The 15,388-nt window shown below is 44.0% G+C and carries 17 protein-coding genes; 16 read left to right on the forward strand and 1 reads right to left on the reverse strand.

Features of this window, described 5'->3' with window-relative positions; translation table 11 throughout:
- Positions 1 to 21: 21 nt before the first annotated feature.
- The 6 genes from yidD to rsmG are packed head-to-tail and all read left to right on the forward strand — an operon-like array spanning position 22 to position 6,428.
- Positions 22 to 213, forward strand: coding sequence for a membrane protein insertion efficiency factor YidD (gene yidD / locus B9G69_RS18200; protein ID WP_246845956.1), 192 nt, complete (start codon positions 22 to 24; stop codon positions 211 to 213).
- Positions 191 to 1,831, forward strand: a complete 1,641-nt coding sequence (yidC, locus tag B9G69_RS08190) for a membrane protein insertase YidC (protein ID WP_088616013.1) — start codon at positions 191 to 193, stop codon at positions 1,829 to 1,831. Before yidD ends, yidC begins: the two co-directional genes overlap by 23 nt.
- 35 nt (positions 1,832 to 1,866) lie before the next feature.
- Entirely contained in the window at positions 1,867 to 2,430 is a 564-nt protein-coding gene (locus B9G69_RS08195) for a protein jag (RefSeq protein WP_088616012.1), read from the forward strand.
- A gap of 16 nt (positions 2,431 to 2,446) precedes the next feature.
- Complete coding sequence (gene mnmE / locus B9G69_RS08200; protein ID WP_088616011.1) at positions 2,447 to 3,871, forward strand: tRNA uridine-5-carboxymethylaminomethyl(34) synthesis GTPase MnmE; 1,425 nt, start codon at positions 2,447 to 2,449, stop codon at positions 3,869 to 3,871.
- Positions 3,872 to 3,874: 3 nt separating this feature from the next.
- Positions 3,875 to 5,770, forward strand: a complete 1,896-nt coding sequence (mnmG, locus tag B9G69_RS08205) for a tRNA uridine-5-carboxymethylaminomethyl(34) synthesis enzyme MnmG (protein ID WP_265438030.1) — start codon at positions 3,875 to 3,877, stop codon at positions 5,768 to 5,770.
- On the forward strand, positions 5,757 to 6,428 hold the full coding sequence (gene rsmG / locus B9G69_RS08210) for a 16S rRNA (guanine(527)-N(7))-methyltransferase RsmG (protein WP_088616009.1): 672 nt from the start codon (positions 5,757 to 5,759) through the stop codon (positions 6,426 to 6,428). The genes mnmG and rsmG overlap by 14 nt, the downstream gene beginning before the upstream one ends.
- A 46-nt stretch (positions 6,429 to 6,474) precedes the next feature.
- Here the strand turns inward: rsmG and B9G69_RS08215 are convergent, their stop codons facing one another.
- Entirely contained in the window at positions 6,475 to 7,017 is a 543-nt protein-coding gene (locus B9G69_RS08215; RefSeq protein ID WP_176400968.1) for a hypothetical protein, read from the reverse strand.
- A 128-nt stretch (positions 7,018 to 7,145) separates the two neighbouring features.
- On the opposite strand from B9G69_RS08215, the gene B9G69_RS08220 reads away from it, so the two are divergent.
- The 10 genes from B9G69_RS08220 to atpC all read left to right on the forward strand — a co-directional run bounded on the left by B9G69_RS08220 (position 7,146) and on the right by atpC (position 15,357).
- Positions 7,146 to 7,976: a ParA family protein gene (locus B9G69_RS08220; RefSeq protein WP_265438031.1), complete on the forward strand. Its 831-nt coding sequence runs from the start codon at positions 7,146 to 7,148 to the stop codon at positions 7,974 to 7,976.
- Positions 7,969 to 9,000: a ParB/RepB/Spo0J family partition protein gene (locus B9G69_RS08225; RefSeq protein ID WP_088616008.1), complete on the forward strand. Its 1,032-nt coding sequence runs from the start codon at positions 7,969 to 7,971 to the stop codon at positions 8,998 to 9,000. The genes B9G69_RS08220 and B9G69_RS08225 overlap by 8 nt, the downstream gene beginning before the upstream one ends.
- Positions 8,991 to 9,356: a bactofilin family protein gene (locus B9G69_RS08230; RefSeq protein WP_088616007.1), complete on the forward strand. Its 366-nt coding sequence runs from the start codon at positions 8,991 to 8,993 to the stop codon at positions 9,354 to 9,356. The genes B9G69_RS08225 and B9G69_RS08230 overlap by 10 nt, the downstream gene beginning before the upstream one ends.
- A gap of 113 nt (positions 9,357 to 9,469) precedes the next feature.
- Positions 9,470 to 9,904: an ATP synthase F0 subunit B gene (locus B9G69_RS08235; RefSeq protein ID WP_088616006.1), complete on the forward strand. Its 435-nt coding sequence runs from the start codon at positions 9,470 to 9,472 to the stop codon at positions 9,902 to 9,904.
- A 14-nt stretch (positions 9,905 to 9,918) separates the two neighbouring features.
- The gene (locus B9G69_RS08240) at positions 9,919 to 10,488 is read left to right on the forward strand and encodes an ATP synthase F0 subunit B (RefSeq protein WP_088616005.1); all 570 of its coding nucleotides are present in this window, start codon (positions 9,919 to 9,921) and stop codon (positions 10,486 to 10,488) included.
- On the forward strand, positions 10,485 to 11,033 hold the full coding sequence (gene atpH / locus B9G69_RS08245; protein ID WP_088616004.1) for an ATP synthase F1 subunit delta: 549 nt from the start codon (positions 10,485 to 10,487) through the stop codon (positions 11,031 to 11,033). Before B9G69_RS08240 ends, atpH begins: the two co-directional genes overlap by 4 nt.
- 2 nt (positions 11,034 to 11,035) lie before the next feature.
- Entirely contained in the window at positions 11,036 to 12,559 is a 1,524-nt protein-coding gene (atpA, locus tag B9G69_RS08250) for a F0F1 ATP synthase subunit alpha (protein WP_088616003.1), read from the forward strand.
- A 12-nt stretch (positions 12,560 to 12,571) separates the two neighbouring features.
- Entirely contained in the window at positions 12,572 to 13,459 is an 888-nt protein-coding gene (atpG, locus tag B9G69_RS08255) for an ATP synthase F1 subunit gamma (RefSeq protein WP_088616002.1), read from the forward strand.
- A gap of 11 nt (positions 13,460 to 13,470) precedes the next feature.
- Positions 13,471 to 14,877: a F0F1 ATP synthase subunit beta gene (gene atpD, locus B9G69_RS08260; RefSeq protein WP_088616001.1), complete on the forward strand. Its 1,407-nt coding sequence runs from the start codon at positions 13,471 to 13,473 to the stop codon at positions 14,875 to 14,877.
- A gap of 60 nt (positions 14,878 to 14,937) precedes the next feature.
- Entirely contained in the window at positions 14,938 to 15,357 is a 420-nt protein-coding gene (atpC, locus tag B9G69_RS08265) for an ATP synthase F1 subunit epsilon (RefSeq protein ID WP_088616000.1), read from the forward strand.
- The last annotated feature ends 31 nt before the right edge of the window (positions 15,358 to 15,388 follow it).

Below are 15,388 nucleotides of genomic sequence, written 5' to 3' on the forward strand. Positions count from 1 at the left end.
AGATCTATTGGAACTACTCATTTGGGTGGTTCCTGTCGCTTCGAACCTAGTTGTTCGGCCTATGCTCTAGAAGCTATCCAAAAACACAAATCGCATACAGCAGTTTGGTTAATCACAAAACGAATTTGTAAATGTCGACCGGGTGGTCCTTGCGGATATGATCCGGTCCCAGATTCAGGGGGAATTCTCCATGGCTCAGCAACAAAACAATAATAATCCCGGCTTTTTCGATCCTAAGACCTTGATCGCCGTAGCCGCTGTCGCGATAGTTTATTTTGGTTGGCAGACGTATCTCGGTAAAAAGTATCCTGACTATAACAAACCAAAACCTGCACAAACTCAGACTGCGGATACGGCAGCAACTCCTGGTGCAACGACAGCTACCACTTCTTCTTCAGGTAGCACTATTGAATCAAAATCTGAAACAGTTGCACCGATTCAAGAACAAGCCTTCTCTTTTTCTAACGACAAAGTTTCCTTTAAAATCACGAATCACGGGATGGGTCTTCATAACTACACTGTGAATAACTACGATGATAAAAAAGGTGAGAAAATCAAACTTGGCGGTACAGATAACGACGGTTTGTATTCTATGCGTATGGCTGGTGCGGATAAAGCACTTGTTTTCAACCTTACTGAAAAAGCACCTGGTTCTTATGTAGGTGTTGCTCAAGTGGGCGAAATGACGGTGACTCGTGAAATGAACTTCGATGCTGAGAAGTCTTCTTTCACAAACACGATTTCTATTACAAAGCCTTCGGATGAAATCAAAAAGGGTTTCTCAATTTTAATTCCTGAAGCGATTCATGAAAAAGGCTCTCAGTCATTCTTTATGCCTTCTTATGATCACCAAGATTTCTTTGTAAGTCATGCTGATGACAAACACGAAACTGTCAACTTTAGTAACTCTAAAGAGAATGTTTCTAAAGACTTCACGAATACTCAATTGATCTCTGTAAGCTCACAATATTTTGCAGCAGCTTTGATGGATAAGTCCGAGATCATGCCGGAAGTTAAAGTTACTTCAAACGTGGAAAAGAAAACAGCTTTGGCAGAATTGGTTTACAAACCAGTTCAGTTGAAAGACTCAATGAAGTTTGAATCATTGTTTTATGCTGGTCCTAAATCAATCGACGCTTTGAAAGCGGTTGATCCGGAGCTTGCTCATATCATCGATTTCGGTTTCTTTGGTTTCATCGCTCGTCCATTGTTGTACGTGATGAAAGCTTTCCATTCTATGGTTGGCAACTGGGGTTTCGCGATCATCCTTCTGACTTTGGCGGTCCGTTTTGTTGTTCTTCCTTTCAACATCATGTCTGCGAAATCAATGAAGGCGATGCAAAAGGTTCAACCAATTATCGCAGGTCTTCGCGAGAAATATAAAGACGATGCGATGAGATTGAATACGGAGATGATGGCTGTGATGAAACAGCACGGTGCAAACCCCATGTCAGGTTGCTTGCCGATGCTTCTTCAGATTCCAATCTTCTTTGCCTTGTACCGCGTGATTGGTTCGTCGATTGAGCTTTACAATTCTCCGTTCATCCTTTGGATCACGGATTTGTCAGCTCATGATAAGTTCTATGTATTGCCAGTTTCTATGGCGATCTTTATGTACATCCAGCAAAAGATCACTCCATCAACGATGGATCCTACACAAGCTAAAATTATGCAGTTTATGCCATTGGTTTTCTCGATCTTCATGTTGCAGCTACCAGCAGGTCTGACTCTTTATATGGTTGTCAGCACGTTGTTCGGTATCATCCAACAGTATTTGATCATGAGAGATCCAACTGCCACACCGGCTGTTAAAGCGGTTAAGGCGAAATAGTTACTTAGATTTTTTATTTTTACCTGGGAGGTAAAATGGGTTTTTTTAGTAAGCTTTTCGGGGGAAAAAGCAAGAGTGCAAACAGCGAAGTTGAATCTTTGGTGCAAGCAACTCTAGAGGGTATCATCGAAAAAGCTCAGTTCGATCTTTCTTTTGAAATCACTTCTTCAAAAGAAGATGACGGTGGAGCTGTTCTTTCAGTTCAATTCTCCGGTGGGGACGAGGAATTGTTGAAAGATAAAAAAGGACAGATGTTGGATGCTTTCCAATTGTTCTTGAAACGCGTGGTTCAACACAATTTCCCTGAAGATAAAACAAACATCACAGTTGATTGCGGTGGATACCGTGATGAAACTGAAAGCGCACTTATCGAGCGCGCTGAAAACTTGAAAGCAATCTGCATCGAGCAGGGTAAGTCTGTGTACTACAGAGCTCTTCCGCCGAAAGATCGCAAAGTCGTTCACCAGTACTTGGCTAAAGATCCTCGTATCAAAAGCCGTTCTCTAGGTGATGGTTTGTACAAAAAAATCAAAATTTATCCAGCTAAAGGTGGCAATTCAGCGCAAAACAACAACGCTGAAGAAGCTCACCACGAGTAATAGTAAGTAGGGTCGTATGATTCGCGGAGATCGTGACAAGGATACAATATGCGCGGTCTCCACTCCTCACGGGGTGGGCGGTATTTCCGTCATTAGAATTAGCGGCCCTCGTACTTTTGAAATCGTATCCCAACTTTGCAAATTCTTGCCTGCACATCCTGAGTCTCATAAGGTCTATTTCGGAAATCTGAAAGACGGCACGAGGGAGATTGACGAAGTTCTGGTAACTTACTTCCAAAATGGTCGTTCCTTCACAGGTGAAGAAGTGATCGAGATTTCCTGCCACGGAAGTCCTTTAATCTGCCAAAATATCTTGAATTCTTTGGTGCAACTGGGTGCTCGTCCTGCGGATCGCGGCGAATTCACATATCGCGCATTCATGAATGGCAAATTGGATTTGGTTCAAGCGGAATCAGTTTTGGCCTTGATCGAATCCCAGTCTCAGCAAGCTGCTAAATTAGCTCTTCGCCAATTAAAAGGTCAGCTTTCAAATAAGCTTGAAGAAGTTGAAGACGATATGACTTGGATTTTGGCTCACGCTGAAGCCAGCATTGATTTTTCTACGGAAGGTATCGATGTCGTCGATAATTCTGTGGTTCAAGTTCGTCTGAAAAAAATCGAAGCGACTTTGAAGGACCTTGTTGGAACTTTCAAAGTGGGACGCCTTTTAAAGGATGGTTTCCGCGTGGTTCTAACGGGACTTCCAAACGTTGGTAAATCAAGTCTCTTAAATCTTTTCCTTGAAGACGAACGCGCAATCGTAACTGATATTCCTGGTACGACTCGTGATGTGATTCATGGGGATACTTCTTACGACGGTGTTAAGTTCACTTTCGTGGATACGGCAGGCCTTCGTGATGAAGCGACGGACTTGGTGGAGCGTATCGGTATTCAAAAAAGCTATGAAGCTCAAAATGAATCCGATGTGGTCTTCTTTGTTTTTGATATCGAAAAGGGTATGGGTGCTGAAGAGGCACAGATTTTAGAGTCCTTAGACCCTCAAAAAACATTCATTTTAGCTAATAAAATCGATCGAATTGGTGGGTCTAAACCCTTAGATTTGGTCGAAAAAGCCATCAAAAACAGTAAATTTTTCCAGAAAATAGCGGATCCCCAGGCTTTCTTCACAAGAAGGGTGTTCTTTGTCAGTGCTCTTGATAAAAAGGTGCGTTCGAGTGTCCTTCAAGAGCTTGTCCAAGAGTTCGCGGATTTGCAGGTGGAAAATACCGTTCTTATTTCCAATGCCCGTCACTATGAAAACTTGGTTCGTGCTTTAGAGAATACTCAAAGGTCACAAACCTTGGTGGATCAGGGGATGGGTTCTGAATTCTTGGCTTTGGAGCTTAAAGAATCTCTCATCGCGATTCACGAAACTTTAGGTAAGCGGTTCGATGATCAAATCATGGATCGAGTATTTAAAGAGTTTTGTATCGGGAAGTAGCATATGACTAATAAAAAATTTGATGTGATCGTAGTTGGTGCGGGACATGCTGGTATCGAGGCATGTTTGGCGTCTGCTCGTTTAGGTCTGCAAACTTTGATGGTCACTACTAATGTTGATCGCATCGGGTACATGAGCTGCAATCCTTCTATCGGTGGACTTGCAAAAGGCCATATGGTTCGTGAACTTGATGTGCTTGGCGGCCAAATGGGCATCGCTGCCGACGAAACAACAATTCAATATAAGCGTCTTAACTCCTCGAAAGGTCCCGCAGTTCGCGGAACTCGTGTTCAAAACGACAAGCATTTGTATGCGGCTTTTCAAAAAAATGCTCTTTTCACGCAACCAAATTTGCAAGTGCTTCAGGGCGAAGTAAAACGCCTGATTTTGGATAAAGACATCGCCATGGGCGTGGTTCTTGATGATGGTTCTGAGATTTTTGCGAAAGCGACAATCATCACAACGGGAACTTTCATGAACGGAGTTATGCATACGGGTCTGCGCCAAGAGGCGGGTGGACGCGTGGGTGATAAACCTTCGATCGGTTTGTCTGATCAATTGGCACAATTCGGTTTTGAAGTTAAGCGTTTGAAAACGGGTACTCCAGCTCGCTTGCTTAAAGATTCTATTGATTGGGCGAAAACAGTTCCTCATACCGGCGATGAAAAGATTTATCCGTTCAGCTTTAAATCTTCGACTCAGCTAAAGCTTCCACAAATTCTTTGCTACCTAACTCGTACGACAGAAGAAACTCACGATATTATTCGTGCGAATCTTGATAAGTCGCCGATGTATTGTGGGTTGATCGAAGGTATCGGTCCTCGTTACTGTCCATCGATCGAAGATAAAGTGACTCGTTTCCATGAAAGAGGCAGCCACCAAACATTCCTTGAACCAGAAGGTCTTTCTACAGATCTGATTTACTTGCAGGGTATTTCCACAAGTTTGCCAGAAGAAGTTCAGGATCAATTTTTAAAAACAATCCCGGGGCTTGAGAACGTAAAAGTCGCTCGCTACGGATATGCGGTTGAGTATGACTATATTGAACCGACACAAATCTGGCATCGCTTGGAAACAAGAACGATTCGCCAATTATTTTTGGCAGGACAAATCAACGGAACTTCTGGTTATGAAGAAGCTGCCGCACAAGGTTTCATCGCTGGCGTGAATGCCGCGAACAGCATTTTAGGTCGCGATGAATTTATCTTAGGTCGCGATGAAGCCTACATGGGCGTCTTGGTTGATGACCTTGTGACAAAGGGAACTCGTGAACCCTATCGCATGTTCACTTCTCGCGCCGAACACAGATTGGTTTTGAGAGAAGACAATACTATCGATAGGTTGGCGCATTGGGCCCAAAAGTTGGGTATTGTGTCCGAGCAGTCTTTGGAGATGGTTGCCGTTCTTCGTGAAAAACGTAAAGCACTACACGATAGAATGCGTGAAACTAAGGTTTACAACACCAAAGAGACACAAGAAATTCTTGCTACTATTCCAACATCAGCTATGACAAAGTCTTTAACTATCGAGGAGTTGCTGCGTCGCCCTGAGCTTACTAGTTCACACCTTGAACTCCTGAATTTTGAATTGGATTCTGATCCTAATGTGGTTGAACCAGTTGAAATTGAAGTGAAGTACTCTGGATACGTTCGTCGTCAGATGGACTTAATCGAACAATCAAAAAGACTCGAAGAATTGGTGCTTCCGGATTCAATTTCGTACTCAGAAATCCGCGGGCTCTCTAATGAGGAGAAGGACAAGCTGCAACGCGTTAGACCCCGTACCTTAGGTCAAGCACAGCGTATTAGTGGTGTGAATCCATCTGCGATTCAAGCTATAATGATTCATCTAAAAGGTCACAAAAAGATCAAGGAGATGAATCTGGATGAGCAACATTGACGGCGGCTCTGAAGCTCCACCGCAAATATTTTGGCGGATCGACGAATGGTTCCCCGATTTAAGTCCTGAGGTCAGAACAAGACTTAAGGCCTATCATGACGAGCTATTGAAATTTAATCGTACATTAAGCCTGATTTCTGCAAAGTCTGTTTTCGTAGCGGATGCACTCCATTTTGCAGACTCTATTAATGCGACCAAAGCGATTGTTAAGGCAAACCCCGGAATGGACAAGGTTTATGACTTTGGCAGCGGAAACGGTTTCCCCGGGATCGTCTTCGGTATTATGAATCCTAGCATTCAAGTTGTATTAGTCGACACGGACGTTAAGAAGTGTGAGTTCTTAAGTCATGCAGTTAATGCTTTAAATCTTAAGAATATTTCAGTTGAAAACAAAAACATCGAGGCATTGCCGGCCGATTCTGTAAAGTGGGCTATTTGTCGTGGCTTTGGAAATATCTCAAAGGCGATTTTAATGGCTCGAAAAACCGTCGTAAAAGGTGGATCCATGTATCACCTAAAGGGCGAAGAGTGGGGGATTGAAGTGGGAGAAATCCCAACACAGCTTTGTTCCATCTGGGCGCCATCATTGGTGGGGGAATATAAGCTTCCCGTTGGCGCTGTTAAATACGGTGTTGTTCGTACAGAAAAGATCTCATAAGTGCTGATTTTATGAAGAAATGAAGATGTTCCACGTGGAACATCTTCTAATGACCGCCGCCTTCGGCTTTTTCTCCGCCACCGTGCCCTTCGGCACCACCTTCACCGCCTCCAGCTTTTCCGATTCCAGTATCAAATGAAACTCCCGCATCTTTCATGCGTTGTTTGACGTCCCATGATCTTTTGGCGTTTCTAAGCTTTTCCTCGGCTAGATAGGAGGAGTATTCCTTAGGATCGGGCCATTCTTCCTTCTTGGCGTATGCCTTTTTGTATGACGATTGAGCGGTTTTTAATCTTTGTTCCACTTTGAGCTTTAAATATTCTAATTCTTGCTCCAGTCGAGTGATATTCGCCTGAGATTCATAAAGTCTCTTTTGTGCGTATTTGATTTGCCCTGTTTGGGGAACAACTGCTTCCATGTCCTTCTGAAAGCCCTCAAGTTTCTTTTTTTCAGCTTCTAGTGCAGCGGTTGCGGCGCCAACCTTTGTTTGAAGGTCAGAATAAATAGGATCTTTAAGCTCGGGATTTGGATCCGGCTTACTGCAGGCTGCGAACGTAAAAATAATGAGTATTGCGGCGATTATTCTCATAAATAGAGTTGTTCCACGTGGAACATCGGCAAAAACGCAGAAAAACCTAAGGCGAGGCGCGAAAAACTAGTCTTTATTCTTGCACACACATGTAAAAAGTACGAACTTTGAGTTATCAGGAGGGCGAGATGGCTAAAACTATCTGTATAGCTAACCAAAAGGGCGGAGTAGGCAAAACGACGACGTCTGTGAATCTTTCTTCAGCGTTGGCTACTCTAGGCAAGCGCGTATTGTTGATCGATATGGATCCGCAGGGGAACGCTTCAAGCGGTTTGGGTATCAAACGCTACGATACGCAAGATGCTAACTCATACCATGTACTCATCGGTGAAAAAACGCTGACGGAGGCTACTCACCCGACTTCAAATCCCAACTTAAAAATATGCACTGCTAATCCAGATCTAGTGGGCGCTGAAATTGAGCTTGTAGACATGCCGCATCGTGAGTACCGCTTGAAGCAGGCAGTATCCATCGTGGCTGATCAATACGATTTCGTCATCGTTGATTGTCCACCGTCTTTGGGTTTGATTACTCTGAATGCTCTGAACTCTGCAGATAGCTTTCTTGTGCCTCTTCAATGTGAATACTATGCATTGGAAGGTTTGAGTCAGTTGCTGAACACGGCGGGACTTATTAAGAAGAGCTTGAATCCTTCACTGCATATTGAAGGTATTGTTCTTACGATGTTTGATGTGCGCAATAACTTGAGCCATCAGGTTGTAACACAAATCAAAGAACACTTTGGTGACAAAGTATTTAACGCAATTATTCCAAGAAACGTGCGACTCAGCGAAGCGCCGAGCCATGGTCAATCCATCCTTGAGTACGACAGCAAATCAATCGGTTCCGTTCGCTATCTAGAATTGGCCCACGAAGTGATCGCAAGATCTCTTCCAAAGCCAGCTGAAGCGAGCCAGGTTGCAAACACGAATGCCTTAGAAGGGGAAGTAAATGTCTGATACTGCTGTAGAATCCTCGAACAAGAAAAGAGGCTTGGGTCGCGGCCTAGGTTCTCTTTTGGGTGGACCTGCTAATAACGATTTAATGAATGCGCCTGCGGCATCAGCCCCTCCCGTAAAAGCTGCGCCAGCAAATTCAACAACCACTTCACCTGCAGCAACTGCTGCTGGTGCTCCTTCCGTAAATGTTGCTGCAACTGTTGCCCCTCCCGTGGATCCAGAAAGCAAAATTTGGAAGGTGGCTATTGATAAGTTGTCTCCGGGCAAATATCAGCCACGTACAACGTTTGAAAAAGAACCGCTTCAAGAGCTGGCTCAATCTATTAAAGAGAACGGAATTCTTCAGCCAATCGTAGCTCGCAGAACCACTTCGGGGAAACTTGAAATCGTGGCGGGTGAGCGCCGCTGGAGAGCTTCGCAGCTTGCTGGGTTACATGAAGTCCCAGTGATTCTGAAATCTTACGATGACAAACAAGCACTTGAGTTAGCTATCGTTGAGAATATTCAACGTGAAGATTTGAACCCTATTGAAGAAGCAGAAGGCTATTCTCGTCTGATCACAGAGTTTAAATTATCTCAGCAACAAGTCGCTGAAAAAGTAGGTCGTGACCGCGCGACGGTAGCGAATGCTGTTCGTTTGTTGGCACTTCCAAATGAAGTTAAAGACATGATTTCCGCAAATGATCTTTCTGTAGGTCATGCAAAAGTACTTCTTTCTTTGCCAGAGCCTAAAAAACAAATCGAAATGGCGAAAAAGGTCGTGAATGACAAAATCGCAGTTCGTAAATTGGAAAAAATGGTTCAAGCTATCGTTAAGGGAACAGCTGATGAATTGGAAGTTCCAACTTTCGATTCGAATGTGACTCAACGGTTGATCAATGGATTAAGTGATGAGCTTCAGAAGATCATGGGCACGAAGGTGAACATTGATTATTCCGGCGCCAAAGGTAAAATCAGCATTCACTTCTATTCCGATGATGAATTAACTAATTTAGTAGATAGGCTTAAAGAAGGATGGCAGTAAGTATCCCACAAACTTTCCAAGAAGATGTACTTTCAGGTCATGTGACGGCAATCCTTGATCAGGGGACACATTTCGAAGGAAAGCTCAGCTTTGAAGGAACCGTACAAATTGGCGGTGATTTTAAAGGGGAAATCTTTACTAAAGATACCATCGTTATCAATGAGGGCGCCACAGTGGCCGCCCAAGTTGAAGCCGATACAATCATTATCAGCGGCCGAGTAGAGGGAAATCTCTTCGCTCGCCGCCGAGTTATTATGCACCCGCCCGCAATTTTTAAAGGCACCGTGACATCACCAAGTTTACGCATCGATGAGGGCGTTGTATTTGAGGGTGCGTCCTATATGCCTAAGTCTTAGGCAGCATAATCTCATTAGCGGAGCCTAATTTCTCATTAGGAATATGTCCTTGACCGTTTCTGGTATGAAATGCTACTCCCGAGGTTCAAAAAAACAATAGGGATTTCAACAAAATGGATATTTTTGGACAATTAGGCATCAACACAACTGCCGGCATCCAATTCGTGTTCTTCGCGATTGCTTTGTTATTCTTAACAAAATTCGTTTTCACTCCATACGCCCATGCTCTTGAAGAGCGTCAAAATAAAACTAAGGGTGGTGAAGATTTAGCAGCAGAGTACCAAGCTAAGTCTGTGGAACTTCAATCAGAATACGAATCGAAAATTCGTGCTTTGAACCTTGAAATCAAAAACATCGTTGATGCTTCCAAGTCAGAGGCAAATAAACAATACGAAACAGCAGTTGCTAAGTCTCGCTCTGAGGCTGAACAACTTGTTTCTTCCAATAGAACAAAAATCGTTGCGGCAGTAGAGACAGCTTCAAAAGAATTGAAGTCTCAAACTCAAGCTGTTGCTCTTGCAATCACATCCAAATTGTTGGGCAAATAAGAGAGAAGAATATAATGAAAGTTCTTGTAAACCTTCTTATCATCCTGGCGCCTGCGATCGTTTTTGCTTCTGCAGCTGAACACGGTGGAGATCACCACGCTGTTGAAGTACCAAAAGCAGTTATCTATCAGGCGATCAACGTTATCATCCTAGTAATCGGTTTGATCTACTTCACTAAAGATGCAGTTGTATCTTTCTTCGGTGGCAGAAAAGCAGCTTACCTAGAGGCAGCTCAAAAATCTGCATTCGCTCGCGAACAAGCAGAGCGTGAATTCGTAGATATTAAAAACAAACTTGCAAACCTGGACAGCACTCGCCAAGAGCAATTGGCAAAAGCACAGGCTCACGCAAATGATTTGAAAAACCAAATCATCGAAGAAGCCAACCAAGTTTCTAAACGTATCAAAGACGAAGCAGAATTGACTGCTAAACTTGAAACTCAACGCGCTCAAAAAGAGTTGCGCCATCAGTTGCTAAACGACTCTGTTGAGGCTGCTCGCATCGTATTGACTAAAGATATCGGTGCTAATGACCAACAGAAATTGCAAAACGAATTCATCAATCACATCGAGGTTAGTCGATGAAAATTAACGAAGTTTCTAGAAGATACGCGAAAGCCCTTCTTGCAGTAGCTAAGCAAAAAAATGCTCACGCTAAAGTATTTGCTGATTTGCAAGCAGTCGCAGACGCGTTCCAAAAAGATGCGGCTATCTCTGCATACTTTGAAAATCCAATGATCACTGCTGCTCAAAAAACTGCTGCTGTTAAAGCTGCACTTGAGGGCAAAGGAACATCTGAAGAAGTGTTGAACACAATCGTGTTGATGGCTGAGAAAGGCCGCATCCAACATCTTCCAGAGGTTGCATTGGCATTCCGTGATTACACTGACATTGAGGAAGGTGTGACTCGTGGAACTGTTCGTTCAGCACAACCGTTGTCTGCTGACGCACAAAAAGAGCTTGAGTCTAAAGTGAGCAAAACGCTTGGTAAAAAAATCGTTCTTACTTATCAACAAGATCCGAAACTTTTGGGTGGCGCTGTAGCCCAAGTAGGCGGTTGGACTTTTGACGACAGCATCGAAACACATCTTAAAAAATTAAATGAAGAATTAAACAGGAGAGCCAACTAACAATGGAAACACAAATCCGTGCTGACGAGATCAGTCGCGTTCTCAAAGAGCAAATCAATCAATACAACAAAAAGATTGAAGTAAGTGAAACAGGTAGCGTTCTTTCAGTAGGGGACGGGGTTGCTCGTATCTACGGTCTTGAAAACGCAATGGCTGGTGAACTAGTAGAGTTCCCGGGCGAAGTATTCGGTATGGTATTGAACCTTGAAGAAGGTCACGTTGGTGCCGTATTGTTCGGTGAAGATCGTCACATCAAAGAAGGCGACACTGTTAAAAGAACTAAAAAAATCGTTTCTGTTCCAGTTGGTGAAGCACTTCTAGGTCGCGTTGTAGACGCTCTAGGAAACGCAATCGATGGCCGTGGCGCTATCAACACACCTCACTCTCGTATCGTTGAAACTAAGGCTCCTGGTATCGTTTACCGTCACCCAGTTGAAGAACCTCTTCAAACTGGTATCAAAGCTATCGACGCCTTGGTACCAATCGGTCGTGGTCAACGTGAGTTGATCATCGGTGACCGTCAAACTGGTAAAACGACTATCGCGGTTGACACTATCATCAACCAAAAAGGTCAAAACGTTCAGTGCTTCTACGTAGCTATCGGTCAAAAACAATCGACTGTTGCTCTTGTGGTTGAAAAATTGCGTGCAGCTGGTGCTCTTGAGTACACGACTGTTATCGCGGCAAATGCATCTGACCCAGCTCCGCTACAATATTTGGCTGCTTACTCTGGTACAGCAATGGCTGAATACTTCCGTGATACTGGCAGACATGCTTTGATCGTTTACGATGACTTGACGAAACAAGCTCAAGCTTACCGTCAATTGTCTCTTCTTCTTCGTCGTCCTCCAGGACGTGAAGCTTACCCAGGCGACGTGTTCTATTGCCATAGCCGTCTTCTTGAGCGTGCTTCTAAATTGTCTGCAGATAAAGGCGGCGGTTCTTTGACTGCATTGCCAATCATCGAGACACAAGCGGGCGATATCTCTGCATACATCCCGACAAACGTTATCTCTATCACTGACGGTCAGATCTTCCTTGAATCAGATCTATTCTACAAAGGTGTGCGTCCAGCTATCTCTGTGGGTAAATCAGTTTCTCGCGTAGGTGGTGCGGCACAGATTAAGGCGATGAAACAAGTTGCGGGTTCTTTGAAACTTGAACTTGCTCAATTCCGCTCTATGGAAGCATTCGCGGCGTTCGCATCTGACTTGGATAAAGCGTCTCAACAACAGTTGGCGCGTGGTCGTCGTTTGATCGAAGTATTGAAACAACCACAATACTCTCCAGTAAAAGTTGAAGAACAAATCATCATGATCTTCGCTGCTGGTAATGCGTTTGTTGACCAATACCCAGAGGCAGACGTTAAGAGATACGAAAAAGAAGTTGTTGAGTTCTTGAAAAACAAGCACTCAGACATCATCAAAACTATCTCTGAGAAGAAAGCTATCTCAGACGACACGAAAAAAGCGTTGTTGTCAGCTCTTGAAGAGTTCAAAGCTATCTTCCAACCTTCTAACAAGTAATTTGGTGCTTAAATGGCAAGCTTGAAGGATATCCGGGCTCAGATTGAGTCCACTAAAAACACCCAGCAGATCACGAAAGCTATGAAGCTCGTGTCTGCTGCAAAGTTGAGAAAGGCGCAGAATAACATCGTTAATATGCGTCCTTATGCTCTGACTTTGCGTAAGGTGATTGCGGATATCGCTGTGACTAATAAAGTTACGCACCCGTTGATGGAGAAGAAAGAACAAGTAAAGAATGTTTTGCTTGTTGTTATCACTTCTGATCGCGGTCTTTGCGGCGCTTTCAACAGCAATATCAACAAATTCACTGAGGCGTACTATAACAATAATAAAGCCAATCTTGAAAAGATTGATTTCCTTTTCGTCGGTCGTCGTGGTCATGACTACTTCGCAAGACGTGGAATTAAGCCGGTTGATTACATCACGAAGCTTGATAAGGACATCTCTTACGAGTTGGCTTCTAAAGTTGCGAATCGCGTGATGAATGACTACCTTGAAGGCGCTTACGATGAAGTTCGTATCGTGCACAACGAGTTCCAATCTGCGATTTCTCAAGTTGTTGTTGCTGAAACTCTTTTGCCAATTGATCTTGGCTTGACGACTTTCAACACAGAAGCTGAGGCTGCATCGAACTTTGCTGTCGACATGATCTTCGAACCGGCTCCGGAGCAAATCATTAAAGAGTTGCTTGAAAAGCATTTCGACCTTCAGGTTTACAGATGTATGTCTGAGTCTGTTGCGGGTGAACATGGTGCTCGTATGAGCGCGATGGAAAACGCAACAAACAATGCGAAAGAGATGATCAACAAACTCACTCTGACGTACAACAAATTGAGACAAGAAAAAATCACTACAGAATTGATCGAAATCGTATCGGGCGCGGAAGCGCTTAAAGGATAGGGAGCTGAATAATGGCATTCGGTAAAGTAAAACAAGTTATGGGTCCCGTTGTGGACGTAGAATTCGAAGGCGGAGAACTTCCTCCAATCAATTCTGCCCTTCGTGTATCAAATAAATTTATCTCTGATAAAGAATTCAACCTAGTTCTAGAAGTTGCTCAGCATTTGGGTGACGGTGTTGTTAGAACTATCTCTATGGACCAAACTGAAGGTTTGGTACGTGGTGAAAAAGTTAAAGCATTGGGCACTCAAATCACAGCGCCAGTAGGTCGCGAAGCTTTGGGTCGTATCATCAACGTAGTTGGTGAGCCAATCGACGAAATGGGTCCAGTAAACGCAAAAGAACAATGGGGTATCCACAGAACGGCTCCTAAGTTCGAAGACCAAGCAACTTCAGCAGCGATGTTGATGACTGGTATCAAAGTCGTAGACTTGCTAGCACCTTACGCTAAGGGCGGTAAGATCGGTTTGTTCGGTGGTGCGGGCGTGGGTAAAACAGTTCTTATCCAAGAACTTATCCGTAACATCGCTACTGAGCACGGTGGTTTCTCTGTATTCGCCGGTGTAGGTGAGCGTACTCGTGAAGGTAATGACTTGTGGCAAGAGATGAAACAGTCTGGCGTATTGGCTAAGACTTCTCTAGTTTTCGGTCAAATGAATGAACCTCCTGGTGCACGTGCTCGTGTTGCTTTGACTGGTTTGACTGTTGCTGAATACTTCCGTGACGTTGAAAACCAAGACGTTCTTTTCTTCGTTGATAATATCTTCCGCTTTACTCAAGCGGGTGCTGAAGTATCTGCGTTGTTGGGTCGTATCCCTTCAGCGGTAGGTTACCAACCGACGTTGGCAACTGAGATGGGTACTCTTCAAGAGCGTATCACTTCTACTAAAAAAGGTTCGATCACTTCAGTTCAAGCGGTATACGTACCTGCCGATGACTATACGGATCCAGCTCCAGCAACTACATTTACTCACTTGGATGCGACGACGAATCTTGACCGTGATATCGCAGCTATGGCGATCTTCCCAGCGGTTCACCCATTGACGTCTACATCACGTCTTTTGGATCCAGCTGTTATCGGTGAAGAGCACTACAAATGCGCTCGTGACGTTCAAGCGTTGTTGCAACGTAACCGTGAGCTTCAAGATATCATCGCTATCTTGGGTATGGACGAATTGTCTGAAGCGGATAAATTGGTTGTTTCTCGTTCTCGTAAAATCCAACGTTTCTTGTCTCAGCCGTTCTTCGTTGCTGAGCAGTTCACAGGTTTGCCTGGTCGTTATGTTGACATCAAAGACACAGTTCGTGGCTTCCGCGAAATCCTTGATGGTAAACACGATGCTCTTCCAGAACAAGCGTTCTACCTTGTTGGTACTATCGAAGACGTTATCGAAAAAGCTAAGAAGTTGCAGGCGTAATCCGAAAGGATTTCGTCTTCATGAAGCGGCCTGAGGGGTCGCTTTAAGAAAAGGTGATTTATGTTTAAACTGACAATCGTGACTCCAGAGCGTCGTCTTTTAGTAAACCAAGAGGTTGAAGAAGTAACTGTGCCTGGTTTTAAAGGAGAACTTAATATTCTTCCTGGTCACGCGCCTCTGATCACTACGCTAGGAATTGGTGTGATGAAATGGAGACTTAAGGGTCAAGAAAAGCAAAACCAAGCTGTTATCAGCTGGGGTTATTGCCAAGTATCCCCTGAAGGCGTGAATGTTCTTGCGAACATCGCTGACTTGCCAGAAGAAATCGATCTTGTTGCAACTAAAGAGTACCTTGCTAAATCTGAGAAACACGTCCTTGACGAAGTTATCACAGACGCAGATTGGACTGAGTTCCAAAAAGAGTGGACTCGCGCAAGAGCGAAAATCGAAGTTGCTGAAAACTCAGCAGCTAAGAAGTAGTAGTTAGGAATAAATTCGCTTATCGCGAATT

Origin of the sequence: Bdellovibrio sp. SKB1291214 (assembly GCF_002209355.2) — a bacterium.
In the GTDB taxonomy this organism is placed as follows: domain Bacteria; phylum Bdellovibrionota; class Bdellovibrionia; order Bdellovibrionales; family Bdellovibrionaceae; genus Bdellovibrio.

What these genes read in the sequence shown, in the direction of transcription:
- yidC (WP_088616013.1), top strand. Translation starts at nt 191, where the DNA reads ATGGCTCAGCAACAAAACAATAATAATCCCGGCTTTTTCGATCCTAAG.
- B9G69_RS08195 (WP_088616012.1), top strand. Translation starts at nt 1,867, where the DNA reads ATGGGTTTTTTTAGTAAGCTTTTCGGGGGAAAAAGCAAGAGTGCAAAC.
- mnmE (WP_088616011.1), top strand. Translation starts at nt 2,447, where the DNA reads ATGATTCGCGGAGATCGTGACAAGGATACAATATGCGCGGTCTCCACT.
- mnmG (WP_265438030.1), top strand. Translation starts at nt 3,875, where the DNA reads ATGACTAATAAAAAATTTGATGTGATCGTAGTTGGTGCGGGACATGCT.
- rsmG (WP_088616009.1), top strand. Translation starts at nt 5,757, where the DNA reads ATGAGCAACATTGACGGCGGCTCTGAAGCTCCACCGCAAATATTTTGG.
- B9G69_RS08215 (WP_176400968.1), bottom strand. Translation starts at nt 7,017, where the DNA reads ATGAGAATAATCGCCGCAATACTCATTATTTTTACGTTCGCAGCCTGC.
- B9G69_RS08220 (WP_265438031.1), top strand. Translation starts at nt 7,146, where the DNA reads ATGGCTAAAACTATCTGTATAGCTAACCAAAAGGGCGGAGTAGGCAAA.
- B9G69_RS08225 (WP_088616008.1), top strand. Translation starts at nt 7,969, where the DNA reads ATGTCTGATACTGCTGTAGAATCCTCGAACAAGAAAAGAGGCTTGGGT.
- B9G69_RS08230 (WP_088616007.1), top strand. Translation starts at nt 8,991, where the DNA reads ATGGCAGTAAGTATCCCACAAACTTTCCAAGAAGATGTACTTTCAGGT.
- B9G69_RS08235 (WP_088616006.1), top strand. Translation starts at nt 9,470, where the DNA reads ATGGATATTTTTGGACAATTAGGCATCAACACAACTGCCGGCATCCAA.
- B9G69_RS08240 (WP_088616005.1), top strand. Translation starts at nt 9,919, where the DNA reads ATGAAAGTTCTTGTAAACCTTCTTATCATCCTGGCGCCTGCGATCGTT.
- atpH (WP_088616004.1), top strand. Translation starts at nt 10,485, where the DNA reads ATGAAAATTAACGAAGTTTCTAGAAGATACGCGAAAGCCCTTCTTGCA.
- atpA (WP_088616003.1), top strand. Translation starts at nt 11,036, where the DNA reads ATGGAAACACAAATCCGTGCTGACGAGATCAGTCGCGTTCTCAAAGAG.
- atpG (WP_088616002.1), top strand. Translation starts at nt 12,572, where the DNA reads ATGGCAAGCTTGAAGGATATCCGGGCTCAGATTGAGTCCACTAAAAAC.
- atpD (WP_088616001.1), top strand. Translation starts at nt 13,471, where the DNA reads ATGGCATTCGGTAAAGTAAAACAAGTTATGGGTCCCGTTGTGGACGTA.
- atpC (WP_088616000.1), top strand. Translation starts at nt 14,938, where the DNA reads ATGTTTAAACTGACAATCGTGACTCCAGAGCGTCGTCTTTTAGTAAAC.